At 73.3% G+C, this 13,104-nt stretch carries 10 protein-coding genes, 1 pseudogene and 2 riboswitches; of the genes and pseudogenes, 6 read left to right on the forward strand and 5 right to left on the reverse strand.

The annotated features are described in order from the left end of the window. Positions 1 to 92: 92 nt before the first annotated feature. Positions 93 to 260 (reverse strand): hypothetical protein, encoded by a 168-nt coding sequence (locus ACFYY7_RS11845; RefSeq protein WP_388660194.1) that lies wholly within the window; start codon positions 258 to 260, stop codon positions 93 to 95. 204 nt (positions 261 to 464) lie between these two features. Between ACFYY7_RS11845 and ACFYY7_RS11850 the strand changes: the two genes are divergently transcribed. The 4 genes and pseudogenes from ACFYY7_RS11850 (at position 465) to cobM (ending at position 3,704) form a co-directional block, all read left to right on the forward strand. Continuing rightward, the gene (locus tag ACFYY7_RS11850) at positions 465 to 941 is read left to right on the forward strand and encodes a hypothetical protein (RefSeq protein WP_388660196.1); all 477 of its coding nucleotides are present in this window, start codon (positions 465 to 467) and stop codon (positions 939 to 941) included. A gap of 105 nt (positions 942 to 1,046) precedes the next feature. Then, positions 1,047 to 1,196: riboswitch (cobalamin riboswitch) on the forward strand. A 235-nt stretch (positions 1,197 to 1,431) separates the two neighbouring features. After that, positions 1,432 to 1,563, forward strand: a pseudogene (locus tag ACFYY7_RS11855) (iron transporter); the annotation flags it as partial. A 93-nt stretch (positions 1,564 to 1,656) separates the two neighbouring features. Further along, positions 1,657 to 2,958 (forward strand): precorrin-6y C5,15-methyltransferase (decarboxylating) subunit CbiE, encoded by a 1,302-nt coding sequence (cbiE, locus tag ACFYY7_RS11860; RefSeq protein WP_388660199.1) that lies wholly within the window; start codon positions 1,657 to 1,659, stop codon positions 2,956 to 2,958. Beyond that, positions 2,955 to 3,704, forward strand: a complete 750-nt coding sequence (gene cobM / locus ACFYY7_RS11865) for a precorrin-4 C(11)-methyltransferase (protein ID WP_351252149.1) — start codon at positions 2,955 to 2,957, stop codon at positions 3,702 to 3,704. Before cbiE ends, cobM begins: the two co-directional genes overlap by 4 nt. Positions 3,705 to 3,731: 27 nt before the next feature. Here cobM and ACFYY7_RS11870 read toward each other — a convergent pair whose 3' ends face one another. Beyond that, complete coding sequence (locus ACFYY7_RS11870; RefSeq protein ID WP_388660202.1) at positions 3,732 to 4,847, reverse strand: cobalt-precorrin-5B (C(1))-methyltransferase; 1,116 nt, start codon at positions 4,845 to 4,847, stop codon at positions 3,732 to 3,734. Positions 4,848 to 4,858: 11 nt separating this feature from the next. Between ACFYY7_RS11870 and ACFYY7_RS11875 the strand changes: the two genes are divergently transcribed. Further along, complete coding sequence (locus tag ACFYY7_RS11875) at positions 4,859 to 5,611, forward strand: cobalt-precorrin-6A reductase (RefSeq protein WP_388660205.1); 753 nt, start codon at positions 4,859 to 4,861, stop codon at positions 5,609 to 5,611. 25 nt (positions 5,612 to 5,636) lie between these two features. On the opposite strand, the gene ACFYY7_RS11880 is transcribed toward ACFYY7_RS11875, so the two are convergent. The 3 genes from ACFYY7_RS11880 to cobG form a co-directional block, all read right to left on the reverse strand. After that, a complete protein-coding gene (locus ACFYY7_RS11880; protein WP_388660208.1) occupies positions 5,637 to 7,142 on the reverse strand; it encodes a precorrin-2 C(20)-methyltransferase in 1,506 nt (501 codons plus the stop codon). 2 nt (positions 7,143 to 7,144) lie between these two features. After that, entirely contained in the window at positions 7,145 to 7,771 is a 627-nt protein-coding gene (locus ACFYY7_RS11885; protein WP_388660211.1) for a precorrin-8X methylmutase, read from the reverse strand. Positions 7,772 to 7,845: 74 nt separating this feature from the next. Further along, positions 7,846 to 9,174: a precorrin-3B synthase gene (gene cobG, locus ACFYY7_RS11890; protein ID WP_388661079.1), complete on the reverse strand. Its 1,329-nt coding sequence runs from the start codon at positions 9,172 to 9,174 to the stop codon at positions 7,846 to 7,848. 103 nt (positions 9,175 to 9,277) lie between these two features. Continuing rightward, a riboswitch (cobalamin riboswitch) is annotated at positions 9,278 to 9,350 on the forward strand. A 90-nt stretch (positions 9,351 to 9,440) separates the two neighbouring features. On the opposite strand from cobG, the gene cobN reads away from it, so the two are divergent. Beyond that, positions 9,441 to 13,037, forward strand: a complete 3,597-nt coding sequence (cobN, locus tag ACFYY7_RS11895) for a cobaltochelatase subunit CobN (protein ID WP_388660214.1) — start codon at positions 9,441 to 9,443, stop codon at positions 13,035 to 13,037. Positions 13,038 to 13,104 lie beyond the last annotated feature (67 nt).

Raw genomic sequence — 13,104 nt, forward strand, 5'->3', positions numbered from 1 at the left:
TGATCGGCCGCTCCAGGAAGGGGTGAACTCCCGGCTCCGGACGGGTGATTGGAAACGCTTACTGTCGTGTGACGGAGGCAGAGATCGAACGGTCACGTGAGGTTTGCGGCCTGTTGCCAGTCGACGATGCGCGGCTCGTCGAGAAACAGCAGGCGCAGATCACTGCCGGGAGTCAAGTCGTCGATCAGCTCGACCAGTTGCGCCCACAGGGCTCGGCCCAGCCGGTCCAGCTCTTCCCGCGCACCCGGTATGGGACCCATGACGCCCCCTTCTCGCCCGGCCCTGCCATCGCCAGGCAAACCGCTCGGCCACCGGGATCCTATTCGGCGGTCGTATGAATCCGGCCTGCCGCGCTGTGGCACAGTTGCCTTGAGCGGGATCGGAGCGGACGGGGCGTCGAGTCGGCGGGTGGTCGGCGGACTCCGAGGGGCGGTGCCGCCCCGAACCGACGGAACGAGGACGGTATGTTGCCGGTAGCCGCGCAGGCCGAGGCCCGTGCACAGTTGCTGCGGCACTTCACCGGGACGCTCCGGGCGCTGCCCGCCGAACTGGCCCTGGCGCTATGGCATCCGGACCTCCCCAAGGCGAGGTTTCACGATGGCGTCACCCTGCCAGCGAACCAGATCGACGACGACATCGTCCTGTTCGCGTCGTTCGGCATCAGGTACTGGGTGCTCGGAACCACACCCGACACCTGCGACCAGTATTTCGACGCGGTGATGCGTGTCTGGAGTGATCAGGGCCGGCCGAGGCGGACCATCAGCACCTCGCGCCCGCTCGCGGGGAACGCGGGCACCCCCGACGGGTACGGATTCAGCCTCACGCAGAGTGTCAACGGGTACCTGAGCATGGCCGGGTCGACACCGCTCTTCGTGGCCGACTCGGACACCGGAGACCCGTTCCCGACCCGGATCGACCACCCGGCCGCATCACGGAACTGAGCACCGCCCATGCGACTGCCCGGTGCTCGGGCAGGAGCGAGGTGAATCGGTCCCGGAGCGGGTCGGCCGGTCGCACGGAGGCATGCGCCCGCTTCGTTGTGGGGGTGTCCCGCACCACCTGTCCGCGCGAGCTATAAGCTGCACATGCCCCGCGGGGGAAGTCCGGTCGAAATCCGGCGCTGACCCGCAACGGTAGGCGGAGCCCGGCATCGGGCCCCGTAAGCCCGATTACCCGCGGTGGTGAAGGCTCCTGTCGATTCGCCGTGGACTGCGAGTGGTGCTGCGCAGGGCGCTTCGCGTCCGGGCTGCTCCTTTGATCACGTAGGTGCACGGCCCGAGGCGAAAGCGACCGCCCGTGGCCACACCCCTCGACCGCAGACCCGCCGTGCCCCCGCGGACCTCCCGCGCCGCGGCCGGGCCCGCGCCGCCCCGGCACGTGTCGCTGCCACTGCTGCTGGTCACCCTGTGCGCCGTGCTCCTGGTCTGTCCGCCGCTGGCCAACGCGTCGGCCGTCAAGAACGACCGGATCTCCGTTCTCGACTACGCGGACCTGGTGGAAAGCCCACGCAATCCGGCGGCCATCGGCTCACTCGCCGCATATCTGAAGAAAGTGACCTCCTGAGCGAGGCACCGTGGCGGCCACCTGGCCGCTGCCCGATCACGGCCGGACAGTAGAGTTCGGCTGCGTCATCCACTGAACACCGAGGTACCGTCCGTGACTCTCGCACCACCCGAACAACCCGTCCCACCTGCGGTGACCGTCGTGGGAATCGGCGCCGACGGATGGGCGGGACTGCCCGACGCGGCGCGCGCGGAGCTCGTCGACGCACAGGTCCTCATCGGCGGCGAACGCCAGCTCGGCCTGCTCCCGCCGTCCTGCCGGGGACAACGGGTGCCGTGGCCCTCGCCGTTGCGGCCCGCCGTCCCCGGCCTGCTCGCCGAGCACGCCGGGAGCAGGATCGCCGTGCTCGCCAGCGGCGACCCCATGTTCTACGGCATCGGCCGGGCCCTCACCGAAGTGCTCGGCACCGATGCGCTGAGAATCCTGCCCCACCCGTCCTCGGTGTCCTACGCCTGTGCCCGGATCGGCTGGCCGGTGGAGGACACCGAGGTCGTCACCCTGGTCGGCCGCCCCGCCGCCCGGCTGGCCGCCGCCCTGCACCACGGCCGGCGGGTCCTGGTCCTGAGCGCAGACGCCGCCACCCCGGCCGCGGTGGCCGGGCTGCTGCGCGAACAGGGCTTCGGACCGAGCCGGCTGCGCGTGCTCGAACAGCTCGGCGGAGCGGACGAAGCCTGCCTGGAGGGCACCGCCGACCACTGGCCGCACCCACCGGGCGACCCGCTTAACGTCATCGCGATCGACTGCCGGCGCACCCCCGAGGCCCTGCGCCTCGGCGCAGTACCCGGCCTGCCCGACACGGCGTACGAACACGACGGGCAGCTCACCAAGCGGCACGTCCGGGCCGCGACGCTCGGTGTGCTCGCCCCCGCCCCCGGCGAACTCCTGTGGGACATCGGCGGAGGCTCGGGATCGATCGCCATCGAATGGATGCGGACCCACCCCTCCTGCCGCGCGATCACCGTGGAACGCGACCCGCGACGCGCCGGGCGCATCGCACGCAACGCCGACCGGCTCGGCGTACCGGCCCTGCGCGTGCTCACCGGACCGGCCCCCGGCAACCTGGCCCAACTGCCCGCGCCCGACGCCGTGTTCATCGGCGGCGGGCTGACCGTGCCCGGCCTGCTCGACACCTGCTGGGACGCGCTGCCGCCCGGCGGACGGCTGGTCGCCAACACGGTCACGCTGGAGTCCGAGGCGCTGCTCGCCGAGGCGCACCGCACACACGGCGGCGAACTGGTCCGGCTTGCGGTCGCGCACGCCGTGCCGGTCGGCGGGTTCACCGGCTGGCGGCAGGCCATGCCCGTCACCCAGTGGTCCGTACGCAAACCCCTGACCAGTCCCGAAGCGGCACACTCGGCAACCGAGCCCGCGCAACACCCAGGAGACAACACATGACCGTGTACTTCATCGGCGCGGGCCCGGGGGCCGCCGACCTGATCACCGTGCGCGGCGCCCGCACCCTCGCCTCCTGCCAGGTGTGTCTGTACGCGGGCAGCCTGGTGCCCCGGGAACTGCTCGCCGAATGCCCGCCGGACGCCCGCCTGGTGGACACCGCGCAGCTCGACATCGACCAGATCACCGCCGAACTGCTCGCCGCGCACGAGGCCGGTCACGACGTGGCCCGGCTGCACTCGGGCGACCCCTCGGTGTTCAGCGCGGTCAACGAGCAGATGCGCCGGCTCGACGAGGCCCGGGTGCCCTACGAAGTGGTGCCCGGCGTACCCGCGTTCGCGGCCGCGGCGGCGGCGCTCAAGCGGGAACTGACCGTGCCGACCGTCGGCCAGACCGTCATCCTCACCCGGATCGCCCACCGCGCGACCGCGATGCCGAAGGGCGAGGACCTGGCCACCCTGGGCCGCAGCGGCGCCCTGATCGTGCTGCACCTCGCCGCCAGGTACGTGGACCGCGTCGTCGAGGAACTGCTGCCGCACTACGGGGCCGACTGCCCGGCCGCCGTGGTGGCGATGGCCTCACGCCCGGACGAGATCGTGCTGCGCGGCACCCTCGACGACATCGCCGGGCAGGTGAAGGCGGCGGGCGTGATCCGCACCGCCGTCATCATGGTCGGCCGCACCCTGGGCGCCGAGCAGTTCCGCGACAGCCACCTCTACTCGCCCGCACGCGAACGCCACGTCTGCTGACGGGCCCCGCACCGGCCGGGCGGCCGGTCAGCGCACCTCGCTGCGCCCGACGACCGTGCCCGCCCGGTCGATGCAGATGACGTCGACGGCGACCGGCGCGCCCCGCAGCACCGACAGCGCCTCGTCCCGCGCCGCCACGGCCACCAGGTCCCCGAGCGGAACACCCCGCGCGAGGCACAACTGGAGCGCCGCGAGTCCCGTGTTCGCGACCGCCACCTCGGCCGCCAGGGCCTCGTCCGCACCACCGCGCCGGGCCAGCCCGGCCAGGAACGGCTTGTCCACCTGCGACCGGCCCGAGTGCAGGTCGAGGTGGCCGGCGGCGAGCTTCGACAGCTTCGCGAACCCGCCGCAGACCGTGAGCCGGGCCACCGGATGACGGCGGATGTACTTGAGGACCGCGCCCGCGAAGTCGCCCATGTCGAGCAGCGCGATCTCCGGCAGCCCGTACTCGGACACCACCGTCCGCTCCGAGGTGGAACCCGTGCACCCGGCCACATGGGTGTGCCCGGCGGCCAGGGCCACGTCCACACCGCGGCGGATCGAGTCGATCCACGCCGAGCAGGAGTACGGCACCACCACACCGGTCGTGCCGAGGATCGACAGACCGCCCAGGATGCCGAGGCGCGGGTTCCAGGTGGAGCGGGCGATCTCCTCGCCGTGGTCCACCGCGACGGTGACCTCCACGTCCCCCGCCCCCCGGTGCTCCGCGGCGACCCGTGCGATGTGGTCGCGGATCAACTGACGCGGCACGGGATTGATCGCCGGCTCACCGACGTCGAGCGGCAGCCCGGGAAGGGTGACCGTGCCCACTCCGGGCCCGGCCCGGAACACCACACCCGAGCCCGGCGGCAGCCGCCGCACGGTGGCCCGGACGAGAGCGCCGTGCGTCACATCGGGGTCGTCGCCCGCGTCCTTGACCACCCCGGCCGTTGCCCGCCCCTCGGCCAGCTCCTCCACCGCGAGCGCGAAGGCGGGCGTCTGCCCCTTGGGTAGGGTGATCGTCACCGGGTCGGGGAAGTCGCCCGTCAGCAGGGCCGTGTACGCGGCGGTGGCCGCCGCGGTCGCACAGGCGCCGGTGGTCCAGCCGGGCCGCAGACCGGTGTGTTTCAGCTGGGCGCTGCGTCCGCCCTCAATCTCACCCATGGATGGATCCGATGCATGTACTCGTACTCGGCGGAACGACGGAGGCCCGCCGCCTCGCCGAGTTGCTGGTGGAGGTGGTCCCGGCCGGTGCGCTGACGAGTTCGCTCGCCGGACGCGTGGCCGGCCCGAGGCTGCCGCCCGGCGAGGTCCGCATCGGCGGCTTCGGAGGAGCCGACGGGCTCGCGGCATGGCTGCGTACCCACCAGGTGGACGCGCTCATCGACGCCACCCATCCTTTCGCCGGGACGATCAGTTTCAACGCGGCCGCTGCCGCCGCTGCCGCCCATGTTCCCCTGCTCGCCGTGCGGCGGCCCGGGTGGGTGCCCGGTGACGGCGACGACTGGCATCCGGCCGGTTCCCTCGCCGAGGCCGCCGCGATGCTGCCCGTGCTGGGCCGGCGGGTGTTCCTCACGACCGGACGGATGGGACTGGCCGCCTTCGCGGGGCTCGACGAGCTGTGGTTCCTGATGCGTTCGGTGGACGCCCCCGAAGCCCCGTACCCCGCCCGCATGGAGGTGCTGCTCGACCGGGGCCCGTTCACCCCGGACGGGGAACGCGAACTGATTTGCCGTCACCGCATCGACGTCGTCGTCACGAAGGACAGCGGCGGCGCCGCCACGGCCCCCAAACTCGCCGCGGCCCGCGAGGCGCGGATCCCGGTGGTGGTGGTGCGACGGCCTCCCGTGCCCCAGGGCATCCCGGTCGTCGAAGACCCGGAAGCGGCCGTCGCCTGGCTCCGCGCACACATCCTGCACGGCAGGTAGCCGACGGCCGCGCCCCGACAGGCTCTCAGCCCTCCGGATAGCGGCGGGGCGTCCAGACGATCTGCCGCCCGTCACCGCGCTCGACCCAGCGGGTCTGCGAGGACCCGACGAGCAGGATCGTGCGCATGTCGACCTCGGCGGGGTCGAGATCGCCCAGGCGCACGGTCCGCACACTCTCGGCGGGCCCGCCGACATCCCGGCCGAGGACCACGGGCGTGTCCGGCGAGCGGTGTTCGAGCAGCAGGTCACGGGCCTTGCCGACCTGCCAGGTCCGGCTGCGCGAACCGGGGTTGTACAGCGCGAGCACCAGATCCGCCGTCGCCGCGGCGCGCAGCCGCTCCGCGATCACCTCCCACGGCTTGAGCCGGTCGGAGAGCGATATCGTCGCGTAGTCGTGGCCCAGCGGCGCACCCGCCCGCGCGGCGGCGGCGTTGGCCGCCGTCACCCCCGGCAGCACCCGCACCGGGACCTGCGCGTACTCGTCCTGCGACGCCACTTCGAGGACGGCCGTCGCCATGGCGAAGACCCCGGGGTCGCCGCCCGACACCACGGCCACCCGCCGCCCGCGCCGGGCCAGATCGAGGGCGAACTCGGCACGCTCCGACTCGACCTTGTTGTCCGAGCCGTGACGCACCTGCCCCGGCCGCACCGGCACCCGGTCCAGATAGGTGGTGTAGCCGACCAGGTCGTCGGCGGCGGCCAGCACCCCGCGCGTCTCGGGGGTCAGCCACAGCGGACCGGCCGGGCCGGTACCCACCACGGCCACCTCGCCACCCTCCGGGGTGCCTTCGGGACGCGGCGCCCCGATCCGGCTGGGCAGGACCGCGACCGCGAAGTACGGCACCGAGCCGGCGTCGACCTCGGCCAGCTCGCCCACCCGCTCCCCGGCCATCGTGGCGCGCTCCACGTAACGCGCCTCGGGCAGCCGCCCGGACGCCTCGAAGGCGCCGCGCACCGCGGGAAACGTACGGCCCAGCTTCATCACCACGGCCGCGTCGGTGGCGGCGAGACGGGCGGTCAGCTCCTCCTCCGGCAGCGTGCCGGGCAGGATCGTCAGCACCTCCTCGCCCTCCACGAGCGGGGTGCCGAGCCGCGCGGCGGCCGCGCTGACGGAGGTGACGCCCGGGATCACCTCGGTCGGGTAGCGGTCGGCGAGCCGCTTGTGCATGTGCATGTACGAGCCGTAGAAGAGCGGGTCGCCCTCGGCCAGCACGGCGACCGTCCGCCCGGCGTCGAGGTGCGCCGCCAGACGGGCCGCCGCCTCGGCGTAGAACTCCTCCATCGCACCCCGGTAGCCGCCCGGGTGGTCCGTGGTCTCCGTCGTGACGGGGTAGACCAGTGGCTCCTCGACATGGTCGGCACGGATGTGCTTCGCCGCGATGGACCGGGCGATGGACCGCCCGTGCCGGGCGCTGTGATAGGCGATCACATCGGCCTCGGCGATGATCTCCACCGCGCGTACGGTCATCAGAGCCGGATCACCGGGGCCGAGCCCGACCCCGTACAGCCGGCCCGTCTTCTGCTCGCTCACGTCTACTCTTCCTCGCTGGCGATCGCGTTGAGGGCGGCGGCCGCGATGGCGCTGCCGCCGCGACGGCCCCGTACGATCAGATGGTCCAGCCCGGACGGGTGCGCCGCCAGGGCGTCCTTGGACTCGGCGGCACCGATGAAGCCGACCGGCACACCGATGACGGCGGCGGGGCGGGGCGCGCCCTCCTCGATCATCTCCAGCAGCCGGAACAGGGCGGTCGGCGCGTTCCCGACAGCCACGACCGCACCCTCCAGCCGGTCCCGCCACAGCTCCAGGGCGGCGGCGCTGCGGGTGGTGCCCAGCTCCTTCGCCAGGCCGGGCACCGACGGGTCGGACAGGGTGCACACCACTTCGTTGTCCGCGGGCAGCCGCTTGCGGGTCACACCGCTGGCGACCATCGCCACATCGCACAGGATGGGTGCGCCGGCCCGCAGCGCGGCACGGGCGCGGGCGACCGCGTCCGGGGTGAAAGCGAGATCGCGGACGAGGTCGACCATCCCGCAGGCGTGGATCATGCGGACCGCGACCTGGCTCACATCGGCGGGCAGCCCCGCGAGGTCCGCCTCGGCACGGATCGTGGCGAAGGACTGGCGGTAGATCGCCGGTCCGTCCTTCTCGTACTGGTGCACAGTGCTTTCGCTTTCTTCCTCGGGCGTGCAATGGTCGGGTGCAGTCGGATACAGGAGGAGTGGGACGTACGGGATCAGCCGCGCGTACCGCGGGCCGCGGCCACCGCCGCGGCGAGACCGCCGGGGCTGTCGGGGCTGTCGGGGACGTTCACGGGGGCACCCCGCTCCTCGCCCCGTACGAGGGAGATCCGGTGCCCGTCGGGGGTGGCGACGACGTCGACCCACTCGCCGCGGGGATGGCCGCACCGGCGTTCGCACCCGGACCAGTACACCGGCAGCAGGCCCACGGGCCCCACCACGGCCGCCGCCCGGCCCCGCACATCGGCCAGCGACTTCGCGCAGCCGGGCCGGCCGATACAGGCACCGACACCGGTCCAGGGGGAGTCGGGCCCGACGACGAGGCCGGTGGCCCCCAGATCGTCCAGCAGCCCTGACGCCCGCCGCCGCTCCACCCCCGGTACGACGACCCCGCGCCACGGTGTCAGCCGCAATTCGCCACGCCCACCGTGCCGGGCCGTCTCCGTCAGGGCCCGCCACTGCGCCGGGGTGAAGCGCCCCAGCGGGATGCCGACGGACAGCGCGGCCCCGTCGTGCGGGCCGGTCACCACGCCCGGGCCGGGGCCGTCCGAGCCCGGCGGGCAGTCACGGTCCTCGGTGGAGGCGGCGCCGGAGCCCTCCTCCCGCAACCGCCGTACGACCTCGTCGAGAAGCGGGCCGGCGCCGCCGGGCAGATCCCTCACGCGCCAGGCACCGGTGCCGGCCGCCCGTTCCAGAAAGACCTCGGCCGCCATGAGGGCGGCCCGCGGCGCCTGCGCGCCGGGTATCCGCACCACGGTCCGGTCCGTGCCGATCCGCAGCAGCGCCGCGCCGTCGTCCTGCGCCAGCAGCGTCACATCGCCGCCCAGCGCGTCCACATCGCCACGACCGTCGTCGAGCACGAACAGGAACCTGCCCGACAGCCCGGCTGTCCGGTCGCCCGCGCACAACAGCCCGTCCAGCGCCCGCAGCCACGGTCCGACGTCCCGCGCCCTCCGGCCGTCGAGCCCTGACAGCGGCGACGCCACGATGTTGCGTATCCGCTCGTGGCGGGCGGAGGGCAGCAGCCCCGCTTCGCCCAGCCGGCCGGCCAGTTCGCCACCGCAGTCCGCGCCCAAACCGCGCAACTGGACATTGCCGCGCGAAGTGAGATGCAACTCACCATCGCCCAGGCTCTCCGCGACCGCTCCCAGCGCATCGGCCTGCATCGCGGTCAGCAGACCACCGGGCAACCGGACCCGGGCCAGAGCGCCGTCGTCCGCCCGGTGCAGCCGCAGCGTGCCGGGACAGGCGTCACCGCGGCCCCGGGCAGACGCGTCTGCGGGCAGCGAAGGCGAAGTGGCAGGTGGGGGCATGGCGGCGAGCATACCGACCATCCGACCGGATCCGTATGCCTCCATCAGTTGACCGGCCCTTACTATGCCTAGTGACGGGCCATCCGGCACGTCGTCGCCACAGACGGCGACAGGGGAGGAAGTCCGGTGCGATTCCGGCACGGTCCCGCCACTGTGAGCCCGGCCCCGGCCGGGCGAGTCAGGAACTCCCTTCCCCGGCCCTCGACTCCGTCGAGCAGGGGAGACTCCATTCCGACACCGCCCGGGGCGTGGACACCCCGAGGAAGGCCCGACGCCGCATGATCCTGCTCCTGTCGACGTCCGACACCGACCTGCTCAGTGCCCGCGCCTCGGACGGCCCGGTCCCCTACCGCTACGCCAACCCCTCCCGGCTCCCGCTCCAGGACCTGCCCGAGCTCCTCGACGGCGCCGACCTGGTCGTCGTCCGCCTCCTCGGCGGCGTACGCGCCTGGCAGGACGGACTCGACCAAGTCCTCGCCACCGGACGCCCCGTCGTCGTCCTCACCGGCGAACAGGCCCCCGACGCCCAGCTGATGGCCGCCTCCACCGTCCCCATCGGCATCGCCGCCGAGGCCCACGCCTACCTGGCCCACGGCGGGCCGGCCAACCTGGACCAGCTCGCCCGCTTCCTCTCCGACACCGTCCTGCTCACCGGCCACGGCTTCGCACCGCCCGCCCCGGCGCCCTCCTGGGGCCCGCTGGAGCGCACCGCCCGCCGCACCGACGGCCCGGTCGTCGCCGTGCTCTACTACCGCGCCCACCACATGAGCGGCAACACCGCGTTCGTGGACGCCCTGTGCGGTGCCGTCGAGGACGCGGGCGCACGCGCGCTGCCGCTGTACGTCGCCTCGCTGCGCACCCCCGAGCCCGAGCTCATCGAAGCGCTGCGCGCCGCCGACGCGATCGTGACCACCGTCCTCGCCGCGGGCGGCACCCGGCCGGCCGAGGCATCGGCGGGCGGCGACGACGAGTCCTGGGACGCGGGCGTCCTCAGCGGCCTCGACGTCCCCATCCTCCAGGCCCTCTGCCTCACCGGTTCACGCACCGACTGGGAGGACAACGACGAGGGCGTCTCCCCGCTCGACGCCGCCAGCCAGATCGCGGTCCCCGAGTTCGACGGCCGCCTGATCACCGTGCCGTTCTCCTTCAAGGAGATCGACGAGGACGGCCTGCCCGCGTACGTCGCCGACACCGAGCGCGCCGCCCGCGTCGCCGGGATCGCCGTGCGCCACGCCCGGCTGCGCCACATCCCGGCCGCCGAGAAGCGGATCGCGCTCGTGCTGTCCGCGTACCCGACCAAGCACTCCCGGATCGGCAACGCCGTCGGTCTCGACACCCCGGCCAGCGCCGTCGCCCTGCTGCGCCGACTCCGCGACCAGGGATACGACTTCGGTTCGCAGGAGGTCCCCGGCCTCGTGTCGGGCGACGGCGACGAGCTGATCCGGGCCCTGATCGAGGCCGGCGGCCACGACCAGGAGTGGCTCACCGAGGAGCAGTTGGCCCGCAACCCGGTCCGGATCCCGGCCGCCGACTACCGGCGCTGGTACGCGACCCTCCCGGCCGAGCTCCGCGAAGCCGTCGAGCAGCACTGGGGCCCCGCCCCGGGCGAGATGTTCGTGGACCGGTCGAGCAACCCGGACGGCGACATCGTGCTCGCCGCCCTGCGCCGCGGCAATCTGCTCATCCTCATCCAGCCGCCGCGCGGCTTCGGCGAGAACCCGATCGCGATCTACCACGACCCCGATCTGCCGCCCTCGCACCACTACCTGGCCGCCTACCGCTGGATCGCCGCCTCCGCCGACGACAACGGCTTCGGCGCCGACGCCATGATCCACCTCGGCAAGCACGGCAACCTGGAGTGGCTGCCCGGCAAGAACGCCGGCCTCTCCGCCGCCTGCGGTCCCGACGCCGCCCTGGGCGACCTGCCGCTGATCTACCCGTTCCTGGTCAACGACCCGGGTGAGGGGACGCAGGCCAAGCGGCGCGTCCACGCCACCCTGGTGGACCACCTCGTACCGCCGATGGCACGGGCCGACAGCTACGGGGACATCGCCCGCCTCGAACAACTCCTGGACGAGCACGCCCAGATCGCGGCGATGGACCCGGCGAAGCTCCCGGCGATCCGCGCGCAGATCTGGACCCTCATCCAGGCCGCCAAGCTCGACCACGACCTGGGGCTGGAGGACCGCCCCGAGGACGAGGGTTTCGACGAGTTCATCATGCATCTCGACGGCTGGCTCTGCGAGATCAAGGACGCCCAGATCCGCGACGGCCTGCATGTGCTGGGCGGCGCCCCGGCCGGCGCCGACCGGGTCAACCTCGTCCTCGCGATCCTGCGGGCCCGCCAGATCTGGGGCGGCACCGCCTCCCTGCCCGGCCTGCGCGAGGCCCTCGGGCTCGACGAGTCCGCCGCGACCCGCGTCACCGCCGACGAGGCGGAGGAGCGGGCCCGCGCACTGGTCCAGGCGATGGAGGACGCCGACTGGTCCCCGGAAGCCGTCGCCGAGGTGGCGGCCGGGCACCCGCGGGCGGTCGCCGACATCCTCGCCTTCGCCGCCCGCGAGGTCGTCCCGCGGCTGGCCGCCACGACCGACGAACTCGACCACGCCCTGCACGCCCTGGACGGCGGATTCGTGCCCGCAGGACCCTCCGGCTCCCCGCTCCGCGGCCTGGTCAACGTCCTGCCGACCGGTCGCAACTTCTACTCCGTCGACCCCAAGGCCGTGCCCTCGCGCCTCGCCTGGGAGACCGGCCAGGCCCTGGCCGACTCGCTCCTGGAGCGCTACCGCACCGACAACGGCGACTGGCCCACCTCGGTCGGCCTGTCCCTGTGGGGCACCAGCGCGATGCGCACCGCCGGTGACGACGTCGCCGAAGCCTTCGCCCTGCTCGGCGTCCGCCCCGTCTGGGACGACGCCTCACGCCGGGTGACCGGGCTGGAGGCGATCCCGCCCGCCGAGCTCGGCCGCCCGCGCATCGACGTCACCCTGCGCATCAGCGGCTTCTTCCGCGACGCCTTCCCGCACACCATCGGCCTGCTCGACGACGCGGTCCGCCTCGTCGCCTCCCTGGACGAGCCGGCCGAGCAGAACCACGTACGCGCCCACACCCAGGCCGACCTGGCCGCCCACGGCGACGAACGCCGTGCCACCACCCGTATCTTCGGTTCCCGCCCCGGCACGTACGGCGCCGGTCTGCTCCAGCTCATCGACTCCCGCGACTGGCGCACCGACGCGGACCTCGCCGAGGTCTACACGGTGTGGGGCGGCTACGCCTACGGACGGGAGCTCGACGGCCGCCCGGCCCGCGAGGAGATGGAGACGGCGTACAAGCGGATCGCGGTCGCGGCCAAGAACACCGACACCCGCGAACACGACATCGCCGACTCGGACGACTACTTCCAATACCACGGCGGCATGGTGGCCACCGTCCGCGCCCTGCGCGGCACCGCCCCGGAGGCGTACATCGGCGACTCCACCCGCCCCGAGACGGTCCGCACCCGCACCCTGGTCGAGGAGACCTCACGGGTCTTCCGCGCCAGGGTGGTGAACCCCAAGTGGATCGAGGCGATGCGGCGGCACGGCTACAAGGGCGCCTTCGAGCTGGCCGCCACCGTCGACTACCTCTTCGGTTACGACGCGACGACGGGTGTGGTCGCCGACTGGATGTACGACAAGCTCACCGAGACGTACGTCCTGGACCCGACCAACCGCGAGTTCCTCCAGCAGGCCAACCCATGGGCTCTGCACGGCATCGCGGAACGCCTCCTGGAAGCGGAGTCCCGCGGCATGTGGGCCAAGCCCGACCCGGCGATTCTGGAGGCCCTGCGCCAGGCGTACCTGGAGACGGAGGGCGACCTGGAGGGCGAGGACTGACTCCCGGGGGCCCGGCTCCGGACCAGCGGTCGGTCACGGGTGTCCGGGCCCCGGGGCGTCACCCCAT

It is taken from the genome of Streptomyces sp. NPDC001933 (assembly GCF_042890955.1).
In the GTDB taxonomy this organism is placed as follows: Bacteria; Actinomycetota; Actinomycetes; order Streptomycetales; family Streptomycetaceae; genus Streptomyces.

Excerpts from the sequence above, each read along its gene's own strand:
- ACFYY7_RS11870 (WP_388660202.1), bottom strand. The coding sequence starts at position 4,847 with ATGGGTGAGATTGAGGGCGGACGCAGCGCCCAGCTGAAACACACCGGT.
- cobN (WP_388660214.1), top strand. The coding sequence starts at position 9,441 with ATGATCCTGCTCCTGTCGACGTCCGACACCGACCTGCTCAGTGCCCGC.
- cobG (WP_388661079.1), bottom strand. The coding sequence starts at position 9,174 with ATGCTCGCCGCCATGCCCCCACCTGCCACTTCGCCTTCGCTGCCCGCA.
- ACFYY7_RS11845 (WP_388660194.1), bottom strand. The coding sequence starts at position 260 with ATGGGTCCCATACCGGGTGCGCGGGAAGAGCTGGACCGGCTGGGCCGA.
- ACFYY7_RS11850 (WP_388660196.1), top strand. The coding sequence starts at position 465 with ATGTTGCCGGTAGCCGCGCAGGCCGAGGCCCGTGCACAGTTGCTGCGG.
- ACFYY7_RS11875 (WP_388660205.1), top strand. The coding sequence starts at position 4,859 with ATGCATGTACTCGTACTCGGCGGAACGACGGAGGCCCGCCGCCTCGCC.
- cobM (WP_351252149.1), top strand. The coding sequence starts at position 2,955 with ATGACCGTGTACTTCATCGGCGCGGGCCCGGGGGCCGCCGACCTGATC.